The following is a 12,529-nucleotide window of genomic DNA, read 5'->3' on the forward strand; positions in this document are numbered from 1 at the left end:
TCATGCATCGGTGCCCGCCCCATATGAGGCGAAGACATGAAAACATCGCGTGTATTGCTGTGGGTTGTCCTCTTTGCGTTGCTGACCGCAGCGGCGGGCGGGTGGTATTTCTCGCATCATGATCAACCCGAGACCAGCCCGACCGAGCTTGCGGAGGGTGCCTTGGCACCCGTGAAGGTGCCGGACAGTTTCACCGATCAGGAGCAGCTGGGAAAGCGCGCCTATGATGCGGTTTGCGCGGCCTGCCACGGGGCCAATGGTCAGGGGCAGGACGGCGTCGCACCGCCCTTGGTGCATGTGATCTACGAGCCCAGCCACCACGGCGACCGGGCGTTCCTGCTGGCCGCGCAAAACGGGGTGCGGGGGCATCACTGGCCGTTCGGAAACATGCCCCCCGTCGAAGGGATCACGCAGGCCGATGTGATGGACATCGTGGCCTATATCCGCCGCCTTCAGCGCGAGAACGGGATCGACTAAGCCCAAGGGCAAGGCCCCGAGGTACGTCACACCCCGGGGGCCCGCGCCGTTTCAGAACATCCGCGAGATCGAGAATTTCACGTTCCGACCCGGTGCCGTGCGTGTCGACAGATGCGGCGTATAGGTTTTGTCGAAAGCGTTCTCTAGCCCGACGCGGAACTGTGTATCCTTGAGGATACCGTTTTGCGGGACATAGGTGGCGCGCAGATTATGGACCCCAAATCCTGCCGAGGTCTCGCCGTCGTCTGTTACGGATGTGTTGCCCACGACCTCCCAGCTCAGGTCAAGCTCTTTGCCGAATTTCTTGCCTACGGTGACCCGCAGACTGTCCGCAGGCAGCAACCGCCAGTCACCGGAAGAGCCGCCCGGTTCATACTCCGTCCCGCGCACCACATTGGCATTCACGTCAAAGTAAAGACCCGTGCCCAACGCGTAAGAGGCTTCAAGCTCCAGCCCCGAGGTTTCGACCCGGTCCAGCGCCGGTGCAGGCGGGCGTACCCCCGAGACCGAATAGCTGCTGACATCGGTCAAGGTGGTCTCGTAGTAGACACCCTTGATCGCGAATTGGTCCCCGCTGCGGAACAGATCATGACGGTCAAACGAGGCGCCGATCTCGTATGTCTCGGCCTTCTCGGATGATGTGATCGCGGCATCGGTGCCCAGATGGTCGATCATGGGCAGCCCTTCGGTATAGGCGGCACTGGTGAACAGGGCCAAACCATTCCCGAAGGCATAGCGCACCGACAGCCCGCCCATCAGCGCGTTGTTTTCATAAGTGCCATCATTCGGGGCCGCTGATCCGGTGATCTTCGACGTCTCGTAGCGCAGCGCCGGTGTCACGGTCCATGCATCAGTGATGCGCATATCGTCCACCGCATAGACAGCGACGCGACGGTCCTTGCCGCCGGGGGCGTTGCTGGCATCAAGGCGTTCTTTGTGGATCAGTTCAAGCCCGGTCCGCAGATCATGGGAGACAACGCCCGAGGTGAACAGGCTTTGGTTTTTAAACGCCAGTTTCGTTGTTTGATACCGATGATCCGCATTCGCCAAGGCAAGAACACCGGCCCCTTGTGGGGTGCCTTCAAGGGGTGAGCTGCCCGAGACATAGCTTTGGTCGATCTGTTGGTCGGCGTAGGATAGCACGACATCAAGGTTCACCAGATCATTATCGGCTGGGTTGAAGTTGTACTTGAGCACCGCGGTCGTAGACTCCGTATCGCGGTCAACGGTGCCAAAGGAATCCGCCGTGGTGGTGAAACTGTCAAAGGGCACGTCGCGGTCGCTTGCGGTGGTGTGCGACAGGCTGAAGGTCAGCGATTGATCGCGGTTCTGGCCAAAGCTGTATTTTGCCTTGATTAGACCTGACGGCAGGGTGAAGGCGCTGTTACCGATAGTCGCCCCGTCACCATCCACCTGATCGTTCTGGTCGCGCCACGTGTAGTTCAGCAGAAACTCCATATCTTCGGTCGGTTGCCACGCCAGCACGCTGGAAGACGTGATGCCGTCGCCGTTCGTGCTGAACTCCAGCGTTTGACCCAGCAAATAGCCAAGCTCACCGCCCGTCAGATCCGACGCGTCTTTCGTCTCAAGCCGGACGACACCGCCCACGATGCCGGACCCGTATTCAAAGCTGCCGACGGACCCGCGGATCACATCGACCGACTTGTAAAGGAACGGATCGGTGAACAGCTGGGTGCCGATCCGGTATAGCCGCTCTGCCCCGGTGGTGGCCCCGTCGATCTGCACGGCGACTTTGGAATCCGCACCGTAGATATCGTTCGCGCCGAAGCCGCGGATGTTGATGCCGGACCCTTGCGGGGTGGACCCGTTCACAAGGCTTACGCCGGGAACTGAATCGATCAGCTCTGCCACGGTGCCCGCCTGACGGTCGTCGATCTCCTCTTGGTCGACTGTGGTGATGGATACTGCCGTATCGGTCTGCACCTCGCGTTTGCTCTCGCCCAGAACGAGCGTGCCTAGAAAACCCTCCTGCGCGGCGAGGGGGAGCGGGGTTAGGGAAAGAAGTATCAGGCTTGTCGTGCCCCTCAATAGGGCACGGGTTCCAGCGGCTTTGGTCATCGAAGACATCCTTGCAAGCAATAGGTTTGACGGAATGCTTGCGAGGGGCTGGCGGTGAAAAAAGGGGCGTAGAGGGGGAGCGCTCTTGCGGGTTCTAAAAAGACCTACTAAAAGTGTCAACATTAAAGGGCAGCTTCTGATCTGCGCCTTTGCCAGCGGATGCCCGACGCGCGTCGCCAGCCCCCTCTCTTTTAATCTATATGGCGAAGGTGCTGCATGACCCATTCCGTTCCCCCGACCCCCGAGGATATCCGCGCCTTCCGCGCCGACCACGCAAAGCTGCGCGAACGTGATGTGGCCGACAAGCTCAGGATCAGTGAGGCGCAGTTGCTGGCGGCCTATACCGGCGATGGCGTGCGGCGTATCAATGCGCACCCCGACGAGATCATGCGCGCCGCCCAGACTCTGGGCGAGGTTATGGCGCTGACCCGCAACCCGTCCTGCGTGCACGAAAAGGTCGGCACCTATGATAACTATCACGCCGGTCCCCATGCATCGATGATCCTCACCGATGACATCGACCTGCGCCTCTTTCCCAGCCGGTGGCATTATGCCTTTGCCGTAGAGAAGGAGACGGACGCCGGTACGCGCCGCAGCCTGCAGGTGTTCGATGCGGCGGGGGATGCGGTACATAAGATTTTTCTGCGCGACGGGTCCGATGTGGCGGCCTTTGATCGCGCCAAAGCCGGGCTGACGCTGGAGGATCAATCCCCCACCTTAGACGTGGTGCCGCGCGAACCTGACGAGGTGCCGAAATCCGATCTGTCGAAGCTGGACATCCTGCGAAAGGAATGGGCGCGGCTGACCGACACGCATCAGTTTTTGCGCCTGACCTCCAAGCTCAAGATGAACCGGTTAGGGGCCTACCGCATCGCGGGCGAGCCCTTTGCACGCGCTTTGCAGCCTTCTGCTGTCGATGCCATGCTGCATCAGGTGGTCGCGCAAGAGCTTGAGATCATGGTCTTTGCCGGCAATCGCGGGTGTATCCAGATCCATTCGGGCCCCATCACCACGCTGAAATCCATGGGTCCGTGGCAGAATGTGCTGGACCCCCGCTTTAACCTGCATCTGCGGCTTGATCACATCGCCGAGGTCTGGGCCGTCGACAAGCCCACGCAACGCGGCCCCGCTGTTTCGGTCGAGGCCTTCAACAAGGACGGGGGGCTTATCCTTCAGGTCTTTGGCGTCGGCAAGGAAGGGCGCGATTGTCGTCCCGCATGGGGCAAGCTTGTCGCGGGGCTGGAGAGCCTGAATGTCGAGGTGCCCGCATGATCCGCGCTTTCACGACCGCTATCAGCGTCGCGGCGCTTGGCCTGATTACAGCACTGCCCGCCACGGCACAGGAACCCACAGGGGGCGTCGTCTCCATCGGCGGCGCGGTGACAGAGATCGTCTTTGCCCTCGGCGCGCAGGACCAGCTGGTTGCGCGGGATACGACCTCTAGCTATCCGCCTGAAGCCGCTGCCCTGCCGGACGTGGGCTATATGCGCGCGCTCTCGCCCGAAGGGGTGCTGGCCACAGGCCCCAAGCTGATCATCGCCGAGGAAGGTGCCGGACCGCCAGAAACAATCGAGGTGCTTGAGCAGGCGCATATCCCCTTTGTCACCGTCCCTGATGACTATACCGCCGAAGGGGTCAGCGCCAAGATACGCGCCGTCGGGCAGGCGCTTGGGAAAGGCCCGCAGGCCGAAGCGCTGGCTGCTGAATTGCAGCAAAAGCTGGCAGCTGTATCCCGCGCGACGCAAGACCGGCCCGCGGCAGAGCGCAAACGCGTGATGTTTATCCTCAGCACCCAAGGCGGGCGGATCATGGCGTCGGGCACGGATACCGCGGCCGCGTCGATGATAGAACTGGCTGGCGCGGTCAATGCGGTCACGGGGTTTGCGGGCTACAAACCCATCACGGACGAAGCCGTGCTGGCCGCAGCGCCCGATGTACTGGTGATGATGGCGCGTGAAGGCGATCACAACAGCACCGAGGCAGAGCTTTTCGCGATGCCTGCCATATCCGTCACCCCTGCAGCGGCCAGCCGGTCGGTGGTGCGGATGGACGGGCTTTATCTGCTGGGGTTCGGGCCGCGCACGGCAGATGCGGTCGCCGATCTGCACGCCGCGCTTTACACCGATTGATCCGATGACAGCGCTTGCAGATTTCGCCCCGCCCCGCGACCGCCGTCGTGCCGCGCGCAAGGCGCATCTGTGGCTGGCGGCTGTTCTGGCCATCGCCGCCATCAGCAGCCTTGCGATCGGGGCGTCGGGCACATCGCTGTGGCACGCCCTGTTCAAGATCGTGACCGGCGCGCCGCTGACGCAGCTTGAACGCGTGGTGCTTTGGGATATCCGTTTGCCGCGGCTGATCATGGGCATCTGTGTCGGGGCCGCGCTGGCTGTGTCAGGCGCGGTGATGCAGGGGCTGTTTCGCAACCCGCTCGCGGATCCGGGTCTGCTTGGGGTAAGTGCGGGTGCCGGATTGGGCGCGATCGTGGCAATCGTTCTGGGCGGGCTGTTGCCGGTGGCTGTTCTCACCGTGGCGGGCTTTTGGCTGATCCCGCTGGCTGCCTTTCTGGGCGGATGGGCGGCAACCTTGCTGCTATATCGCGTGTCGACGCGGCGGGGGCGCACCTCTGTCGCGACGATGCTGCTGGCGGGGATTGCCTTGGGCGCGCTGACAGGGGCCTTGGGCGGGCTGCTGATCTATTTCGCCGATGACACGCAGTTGCGCGATCTGACGTTCTGGGGGCTCGGCTCGCTTGCCGGTGCCACATGGACCAAAGTCGCCATCGCGGGGCCGCTGATCCTTCTGGCGACGGGTGTGGCCATGCGCTTGGGCGGCGGGCTGAATGCGCTCGCTTTCGGGGAGGCAACAGCCGCGCATATGGGGGTGCCGGTGCAGCGGGTAAAGCATACCGCCATCCTCACGGTCGCGGCCGCCACAGGTGCCGCGGTCGCCATGTCCGGCGGGATCGGTTTTGTCGGGATCGTCGTGCCCCATCTGTTGCGTCTTGCCACGGGGCCCGATCACGAACCCTTGCTCGTGAACGCTGCACTGCTGGGGGCCACGCTGTTGCTGACCGCCGACATCATCAGCCGCGTGATTATTGCGCCGGCGGAACTGCCCATCGGGTTGATCACCGCCATTCTGGGCGCACCAGTGTTTTTCTGGATTCTGCTGCGGCGCCGTGGGCTGGTGGACCTGTGATGCTGCGCGCCTGCGATATTGTTGCCCGTATCGGCAAGAAAGAGATTCTGCACGGGGTCGATTTCACCGCCAATGCCGGTGTGCTCACAGCGATTGTCGGCCCCAACGGCTCGGGCAAATCGACGCTGCTTAGGGCGATCACGGCCGAGGTCGACTTCACCGGGCGCATTCTGCTGAACGGCGAAAACGTCGCCGATCTGCACCCGTGGGAACTTGCCGCCATGCGCGCGGTGCTGCCGCAGTCAGCAACCCTTGCGTTCCCCTTTACCGTGGCCGAGGTCGTGCGCATGGGGCTACGACGCGGCATATCTGGACACCGCGACGATATCCCCGCCCGCGCCCTGGATGCCGTGGGGCTAGAGGGCTACGCAGACAAGCTTTATCAAGAGCTTTCGGGCGGAGAGCAGCAACGCACGCAGCTGGCGCGCGTGCTCTGTCAGGTTTGGCATCCGGTGCAGAACGGCGTGCCCCGTTGGTTGCTGCTAGATGAACCCGTTGCCAGTCTGGATATCGGCCATCAGCTTATGGTGATGCGGCTTCTCAAAGATTTCGCCAATCGCGGCGGCGGCGTGGTCGCGGTCATGCATGATCTGAACCTGTCGGCCATGTTCGCTGATCACATGGCGATGATCAAAGACGGCCAGATCCTGAAACACGGCGCGCCCGCCGACGTGATGCAAAACGCCATTCTGTCCCAAGCCTATGGTTGCACCCTGACCGTCAATACGCCCGCCGCAGCGGGTCAAAGCTATATCCTGCCACACGTCGCGCAGGAGCGTATGGGGTAGGTGCGGGCACCACGCCAGCGCGCTGACATATATATCGGTTGACGTATGAGCTTCGACAGAATGACGTAAATGTGACACTACACCTAGACACCAGCGTCTGACGGTCTATGTCAACCGACACACCTCACCAATCACCCAGGACAGACCATGCCGACACAGCCCACCGATAAGATGGCGACAGAGCTTTTGCATGTGCAAGAGGAGCTGGCGGCAAAGAATGTTGACGCGGATGCGCCGAAGAAACAGGCGCAGCGGGCGTCGCACCGGTTGAACTTCCTCGAAGCGATGATGGAGACGGTGCCCGTCGGGGTCGTCATGGCCGATGCCGAAGGCAAGATTATCTACGGCAACAGCCACGTCGAAAAGATGGTGCGCCATCCTGTGTTGCATTCGGACGACGTGAACGCCTATGGCGAATGGGTATCGTACCACGCTGATGGGTCCCGTGTACAAAGCCACGAGTACCCTTTGGCGCGGGTGATCCAGAACCGCGAGGACCATGTCGAGATCGACGTGGATTATCAGCGCGGTGACGGCACCCGTTTTTGGATGCGGATCATTGGCGAGCCAGTGCTCGACGGGGAGGGGGAGCGGATCGGCGCGACCGTCGCCCTGATCGATATCGACGAAGAACGCCGCTTGCGCGAGGCGCAGAACATCCTGATTGCCGAGTTGAACCACCGTGTGAAGAACGCATTTAGCGTGGTGAAATCCATCGTCAGCCAGTCGCTGCGCAAGATGAGCATTCAACGCGGTATCCGTGAAACGATTGACCAACGGCTTAACGCCTATGCCACGGCGCACTCCAAACTGGTGGGCACCACATGGGACCGTGCTGCGATTGGTGCCGTGGCTGCCGATGTGCTCGACCCTATTGGCGGCGGTCGGATCACGTTGACGGGGCCGGAGGTAGAGGTGCCATCGCGCCAGGCGCTGTCCTTGTCGATGGCATTTTATGAACTGGCGACAAACGCGATGAAATACGGTGCCCTGTCGGTTCCTGACGGTGTTGTGAATTTATCTTGGGAACAAGGAAGTGCCGCCGAGGGTTCTCCCCTTGAACTCCACTGGGTGGAACAAGGCGGCCCTGCCGCCGAGAAACCCAGCGAGACAGGTTTTGGTAGCTTCATCACAGGGCGTGCCCTCGAGGCGGAAACAGGCGGGAAAATCGATACGGTTTTCGGGCCAGATGGATATGAATGGCATTTGAAGATGCCGCAACAGACGGAAGAGCAGGCAGTAGAATGACAAACCAACCTCAGAATATTTTCATCGTCGAAGATGAGGTCGTGGTCGCATTCGAGATGTCCGACCTGCTGGAAGACATCGGCTTTAACGTCGTAGGCCCCAGTATCCATCTGGAAGACGCCAAGGAAAAAGCGCGCGACGGGGATATTGATATCGCCTTTCTTGACGTGAACCTTGGGCGCAACAAGACATCGAAACCCGTCGCGGATATTCTTCGCGAACGGGGTATCCCTTTTGTGTTCATCACCGCATATGACGCCGACCAGATCAGCTTTCTCGGGCCGGATGATCGTGTCGTGAAGAAGCCCGTGAGCAGCCAGAAGCTGATCGAGACGCTGCGCCGTGTCTACCCAAGCCTAGAGACTGAGTAAGCTCGGACAGGAAATCCCGCAGGCAAAATCCCGCGCGCCGCGACACTGCGGCGCAGGGCAGGGATGCTTTGACGTCGTGACATCGGTCATATGTGAACATATAGTGAACATATGGCTAAGCAATCTGTAGAGCAAAAACTGGCAATCCTGAGCGACGCGGCGAAATATGACGCGTCTTGCGCCTCTTCGGGGTCGACGAAACGCGACTCGCGCGATGGCAAGGGCGTGGGGTCGAACGAGGGGTCGGGCATCTGTCATGCCTATGCACCGGACGGGCGCTGTATCTCGCTTCTGAAAATCCTGATGACGAATTTCTGCATCTATGATTGCAGCTATTGCATCAACCGTGCCTCGTCTAACGTCACTAGGGCGCGGTTTAGTGTCGATGAAGTGGTGAAGCTGACCATCGAATTCTACCGCCGCAATTATATCGAAGGGCTGTTCCTGTCTTCGGGCGTGATCAAATCGCCCGATGCGACGATGTCGGACATGGTGCAGATCGCGCGCAAGCTACGGCACGAGGAGAATTTTCGCGGCTATATTCACCTGAAAACCATCCCCGACGCCGCGCCAGAGTTGATCGCCGAAGCGGGGCTGCTGGCAGACCGGCTGTCGATCAACGTCGAGCTGCCCACCGATGCCGCCGTTCAGCAATATGCGCCCGAAAAGAAGCCCGATCAGATCCGCAAAGCGATGGCCGATTTCCGGCTGCGTAAAGAGGTGTCGAAAGACACATCCCACACCGGCAAGCGCCCACCACGCTTTGCGCCTGCGGGGCAATCGACGCAGATGATCATCGGGGCGGATGGGTCGAATGATGCGGCCATTCTGGGCCAGTCCACACGACTCTATTCCAGCTACAAGCTCAAGCGCGTGTATTATTCTGCTTTCTCACCGATCCCTGACAGTTCGGCCAAGTTGCCGCTGATCCGGCCGCCCTTGCAACGCGAACACAGGCTCTATCAGGCGGATTGGCTGCTGCGGTTCTATGACTTCCAGCTGGACGAGATTACATCCGTCACCGCGGACGGGAACCTTGATCTTGAGGTCGACCCGAAACTGGCTTGGGCGCTGGTGCACCGCGCGGTGTTCCCGCTGGATGTGAACCGCGCCAGCCGCGAGATGCTGTTGCGGGTGCCAGGGTTCGGAGTGAAGACCGTGAACCGCATCCTGTCCGCCCGCCGCCACCGCACCCTGCGCTACGAGGATCTGATCCGCATGGGCGCATCTATGAAAAAGGCGCGCAGCTTTATCACTGCGGGGGGCTGGTCCCCCGGCGGGCTGACCGACAGTATTGATCTGCGCGCGCGGTTTGCGCCGCCGCCTGAACAGTTGACCCTGTTCTGATGCATCGCGCGGTCTTGCCCAAGATCGGCACGGCGCAGGCGTGGCGTGATGCGGCGCGGCAGTTCCTTGCCGCCGGCATCCCGCCCGAGGCGATCTTGTGGGGCGATACCAGCACGGTGCCCGATCTTTTTGGCGACACCGCCCCGATGCAGACGGGCGGGCAGGTGACCGTGCCACGTAGCTTCATCAGCATGGCGAGCAGTGTCGTCTGGCACAGTGACCCCGAACGGTTTGCGCGGCTTTATGCATTTCTTTGGCGGTTGAAGGACGCGCCGCATTTGATGACGGATCGCGGTGATGCCGACCTGTCGCGCCTGCGCCGGATGGAGAAGAACGTGCATCGCTGCCAGCACAAGATGAAAGCCTTCGTCCGTTTCCGCGAGATTGGCGCGCCCGATGCCCCCCGCCGGTCCTTTGCCGCGTGGTTCGAACCGACGTATCACACGGTAGAACCCACCGCTGATTTCTTCCTGCGTCGTTTCAGCGATATGGATTGGCGCATTCTCACGCCGGATGTCTGCGCGATTTTCGAGGGGGGCAAACTGACCTTCCACGAGGGGCGGGAAAAGCCCGCGCTGCCCGAAGACGCGAGCGAGCAGCTGTGGATCACCTATTTCCAGAACATCTTTAACCCCGCGCGGCTGATGGTCAAAGCCATGCAGTCCGAGATGCCCAAGAAATACTGGAAGAACATGCCCGAGGCGGCGCATATCCCCCAAATGATCGCCGACGCCCCCGCCCGTGCCCGCGCGATGGCCGAGGCAGCACCGTCCTTTCCGCCGCAGCGATTGGCGCAGGTACAGGCGCAGCTTGCCGCGCATCAATCCGCATGGGAGGGCCCGAAAGACGCGCTGGCCAAGGATATCGCCGCCTGCACCCGCTGCCCCCTGCATTGCAATGCGACACAGGCCGTACCGGGCGAGGGCCCCATGGATGCCGATCTGATGATCGTGGGTGAACAGCCCGGCGATCAGGAGGATTTAAGCGGGCGGCCCTTTGTCGGGCCTGCGGGGCAGCTCTTTGATCAGATCGCAGGGCGGGCGGGGCTGCAGCGGGACAAGGCGTTTGTGACCAATGCGGTGAAACACTTCAAATTCACCCCGCGCGGTAAACGCCGTCTGCACCAACGGCCCAATGCGTCCGAGATCCAGCATTGCCGCTGGTGGCTGGATGCCGAGATCGCACAGGTCAAACCCAAGCTGATTTTGGGCATGGGGGCGACGGCCGCCGAGGGGCTGACCGGACGGCGCGATGCCATCACCGCCCGCCGTGGCACGGTCGAACAATCGCCTTCAGGCACGCCGGTTCTGCTGACGCTGCACCCCTCGTATCTTTTGCGCCTCCCCGATCCTCAGGCCAAAGCCGACGCAACTGCCCAATTTCAAGACGATTTGACCGCCGCCGTAAGAATGTTGGCCTGAAAAAGCGTAATCTCGTAGGGGGCAGTTGCAATATGGCTATTGGATGCCATATACCATCCACATGGATGGAGAATAGAGATGAGCAACGTCAGGCAGCTACGGGAAAAGCAACCCGAGAACGAAAAGATCACGATCAACCTCGGCTTTGTCGATCTAGGGCGGATCGACCTGCTGGTGCAGGAGGGGTTTTATTCCAACCGCAGCGATTTCATCCGCACGGCGATCCGCAAGCAGTTGGATCACCAGTCGGAGACGGTGACACGGTCTATCGACCGTCACACAATGGAAATGGGTCTGCGCGATTACTCCGTCGCGGACCTCGAGGCGGTGCAGGCAGCAAATGAAGTGCTGCACATCAAGGTGGTGGGTCTGGCCCGTATCGCGCGCGATGTGACGCCAGAGCTGGCCCTTGCGACCATCGGTTCCATCAACGTGCTGGGGGCGCTTCAAGCCAGCACCGAAGTCAAGAAAGCACTCGGCGACCGGATCAGTTAGCTCCGGCATCATCCTTAAAAGGAATGCGACATGGCAGATGAATTTAACGCGGCCCTGCGCCGTGCCGGAAAACTTGTGCGCGCGGGTAACCCCAAAGCGGCGACCGAAGCCATCCAGAACGCGCTTGGCGCCGGTGGGCTGGGGAGCATGGCGAAAGGTCGCAAAAGCCCCTTCGGTAAAGCCAAGATCGGCCGCGGCCTGCGCGAGACGCTTTCGGGGCTGGCGCAATCAACCCTGAACGGCGGTGACAGCATCGAGCCGGACCTGCCCGAGGGTGCCACATTCGACAGCGGCAGCTTTTCCTGCAGCGCAGGCAGCCGCGACTATCGGCTTTATATTCCCAACCTCAAAGGCTCTGCGCCGACAGGTTTGGTGATGATGCTGCACGGGTGCAAACAATCCCCTGTGGATTTTGCCAAGGGCACGGGCATGAACCAACTGGCAGAGGCGCATGGGTTGATCGTGGTCTATCCGGCGCAATCCCGCATGGCGAATATGCAGAACTGCTGGAAATGGTTTGATCCCGCCGACCAGATGCGCGGCGCGGGTGAACCGGCGATCCTTGCGGGGCTGATGAAACAACTTCAGCGCGACCATGCCATTCCCAAAGGGCGCAGCTTTGTTGCGGGGCTGTCGGCCGGCGCGGCGATGGCGGTGGTGCTGGGACAAACCTATCGGGATGTCTTTGACGCGGTGGGTGCCCATTCCGGTTTGCCCTACCGCGCCGCCCATGATGTGCCATCGGCTTTTGCGGCGATGGGGCAGGGGGCAACAGGCTTTGACACAGGGGAATTCATTCCGACGATCATTTTTCAGGGCGATGCGGATAGCACTGTGAGTGCCGCGAATGCGGATGCGATCGCCAAACACGCCCCAAAAGGCCCCGAGGTTCTGGACGATGGCAACGCGGGCGGGCGCCGTTTTTCCCGCCGCAGCGTGATGGCACCGAAAGGCCATGTCGTGATGGAACAATGGACCGTCTCGGGCCTCGGTCACGCGTGGTCGGGCGGCAACAGCGCGGGATCATACACGGACCCCACAGGACCGGATGCGAGCCGCGAAATGCTGCGGTTTTTCCTCAATTTGCCTACGAAAGGCGCATAAT

The 12,529-nt window shown here is 61.2% G+C and carries 12 protein-coding genes; 11 read left to right on the forward strand and 1 reads right to left on the reverse strand.

Annotated features, from left to right (window positions below):
• Positions 1-36 precede the first annotated feature (36 nt).
• Positions 37-477, forward strand: a complete 441-nt coding sequence (locus B4F27_RS16445) for a c-type cytochrome (protein ID WP_286760181.1) — start codon at positions 37-39, stop codon at positions 475-477.
• Between the two features lie 51 nt (positions 478-528).
• On the opposite strand, the gene B4F27_RS16450 is transcribed toward B4F27_RS16445, so the two are convergent.
• Entirely contained in the window at positions 529-2,556 is a 2,028-nt protein-coding gene (locus B4F27_RS16450; protein ID WP_286760182.1) for a TonB-dependent receptor domain-containing protein, read from the reverse strand.
• A 216-nt stretch (positions 2,557-2,772) separates the two neighbouring features.
• Here B4F27_RS16450 and B4F27_RS16455 point away from each other — a divergent pair, with 216 nt between their 5' ends.
• The 10 genes from B4F27_RS16455 to B4F27_RS16500 all read left to right on the forward strand — a co-directional run bounded on the left by B4F27_RS16455 (position 2,773) and on the right by B4F27_RS16500 (position 12,528).
• Positions 2,773-3,828 carry a hemin-degrading factor gene (locus B4F27_RS16455; protein ID WP_286760183.1) on the forward strand — a complete coding sequence of 352 codons (1,056 nt, stop codon included), beginning with the start codon at positions 2,773-2,775 and terminating at the stop codon, positions 3,826-3,828.
• On the forward strand, positions 3,825-4,685 hold the full coding sequence (locus B4F27_RS16460) for a heme/hemin ABC transporter substrate-binding protein (protein ID WP_286760184.1): 861 nt from the start codon (positions 3,825-3,827) through the stop codon (positions 4,683-4,685). Before B4F27_RS16455 ends, B4F27_RS16460 begins: the two co-directional genes overlap by 4 nt.
• A gap of 4 nt (positions 4,686-4,689) precedes the next feature.
• The gene (locus B4F27_RS16465) at positions 4,690-5,754 is read left to right on the forward strand and encodes a FecCD family ABC transporter permease (RefSeq protein WP_286760185.1); all 1,065 of its coding nucleotides are present in this window, start codon (positions 4,690-4,692) and stop codon (positions 5,752-5,754) included.
• Positions 5,754-6,542, forward strand: coding sequence for a heme ABC transporter ATP-binding protein (locus B4F27_RS16470; RefSeq protein ID WP_286760186.1), 789 nt, complete (start codon positions 5,754-5,756; stop codon positions 6,540-6,542). The genes B4F27_RS16465 and B4F27_RS16470 overlap by 1 nt, the downstream gene beginning before the upstream one ends.
• Positions 6,543-6,689: 147 nt before the next feature.
• The gene (locus B4F27_RS16475) at positions 6,690-7,790 is read left to right on the forward strand and encodes an HWE histidine kinase domain-containing protein (RefSeq protein ID WP_286760187.1); all 1,101 of its coding nucleotides are present in this window, start codon (positions 6,690-6,692) and stop codon (positions 7,788-7,790) included.
• Positions 7,787-8,161, forward strand: coding sequence for a response regulator (locus B4F27_RS16480; RefSeq protein WP_005848648.1), 375 nt, complete (start codon positions 7,787-7,789; stop codon positions 8,159-8,161). The genes B4F27_RS16475 and B4F27_RS16480 overlap by 4 nt, the downstream gene beginning before the upstream one ends.
• A gap of 111 nt (positions 8,162-8,272) precedes the next feature.
• Positions 8,273-9,508 (forward strand): putative DNA modification/repair radical SAM protein, encoded by a 1,236-nt coding sequence (locus B4F27_RS16485; protein WP_286760188.1) that lies wholly within the window; start codon positions 8,273-8,275, stop codon positions 9,506-9,508.
• Positions 9,508-10,929 carry a UdgX family uracil-DNA binding protein gene (locus B4F27_RS16490; RefSeq protein WP_286760189.1) on the forward strand — a complete coding sequence of 474 codons (1,422 nt, stop codon included), beginning with the start codon at positions 9,508-9,510 and terminating at the stop codon, positions 10,927-10,929. Before B4F27_RS16485 ends, B4F27_RS16490 begins: the two co-directional genes overlap by 1 nt.
• Positions 10,930-11,007: 78 nt before the next feature.
• Positions 11,008-11,424: a CopG family transcriptional regulator gene (locus B4F27_RS16495; RefSeq protein ID WP_009824184.1), complete on the forward strand. Its 417-nt coding sequence runs from the start codon at positions 11,008-11,010 to the stop codon at positions 11,422-11,424.
• Between the two features lie 30 nt (positions 11,425-11,454).
• On the forward strand, positions 11,455-12,528 hold the full coding sequence (locus B4F27_RS16500; protein ID WP_286760190.1) for an alpha/beta hydrolase family esterase: 1,074 nt from the start codon (positions 11,455-11,457) through the stop codon (positions 12,526-12,528).
• The last annotated feature ends 1 nt before the right edge of the window (position 12,529 follow it).

It is taken from the genome of Sulfitobacter sp. UBA1132 (assembly GCF_002311545.1).
Lineage (GTDB): Bacteria > Pseudomonadota > Alphaproteobacteria > Rhodobacterales > Rhodobacteraceae > Sulfitobacter > Sulfitobacter pontiacus.

Excerpts from the sequence above, each read along its gene's own strand:
- B4F27_RS16445 (WP_286760181.1), top strand. The coding sequence starts at position 37 with ATGAAAACATCGCGTGTATTGCTGTGGGTTGTCCTCTTTGCGTTGCTG.
- B4F27_RS16450 (WP_286760182.1), bottom strand. The coding sequence starts at position 2,556 with ATGACCAAAGCCGCTGGAACCCGTGCCCTATTGAGGGGCACGACAAGC.
- B4F27_RS16455 (WP_286760183.1), top strand. The coding sequence starts at position 2,773 with ATGACCCATTCCGTTCCCCCGACCCCCGAGGATATCCGCGCCTTCCGC.
- B4F27_RS16460 (WP_286760184.1), top strand. The coding sequence starts at position 3,825 with ATGATCCGCGCTTTCACGACCGCTATCAGCGTCGCGGCGCTTGGCCTG.
- B4F27_RS16465 (WP_286760185.1), top strand. The coding sequence starts at position 4,690 with ATGACAGCGCTTGCAGATTTCGCCCCGCCCCGCGACCGCCGTCGTGCC.
- B4F27_RS16470 (WP_286760186.1), top strand. The coding sequence starts at position 5,754 with ATGCTGCGCGCCTGCGATATTGTTGCCCGTATCGGCAAGAAAGAGATT.
- B4F27_RS16475 (WP_286760187.1), top strand. The coding sequence starts at position 6,690 with ATGCCGACACAGCCCACCGATAAGATGGCGACAGAGCTTTTGCATGTG.
- B4F27_RS16480 (WP_005848648.1), top strand. The coding sequence starts at position 7,787 with ATGACAAACCAACCTCAGAATATTTTCATCGTCGAAGATGAGGTCGTG.
- B4F27_RS16485 (WP_286760188.1), top strand. The coding sequence starts at position 8,273 with ATGGCTAAGCAATCTGTAGAGCAAAAACTGGCAATCCTGAGCGACGCG.
- B4F27_RS16490 (WP_286760189.1), top strand. The coding sequence starts at position 9,508 with ATGCATCGCGCGGTCTTGCCCAAGATCGGCACGGCGCAGGCGTGGCGT.
- B4F27_RS16495 (WP_009824184.1), top strand. The coding sequence starts at position 11,008 with ATGAGCAACGTCAGGCAGCTACGGGAAAAGCAACCCGAGAACGAAAAG.
- B4F27_RS16500 (WP_286760190.1), top strand. The coding sequence starts at position 11,455 with ATGGCAGATGAATTTAACGCGGCCCTGCGCCGTGCCGGAAAACTTGTG.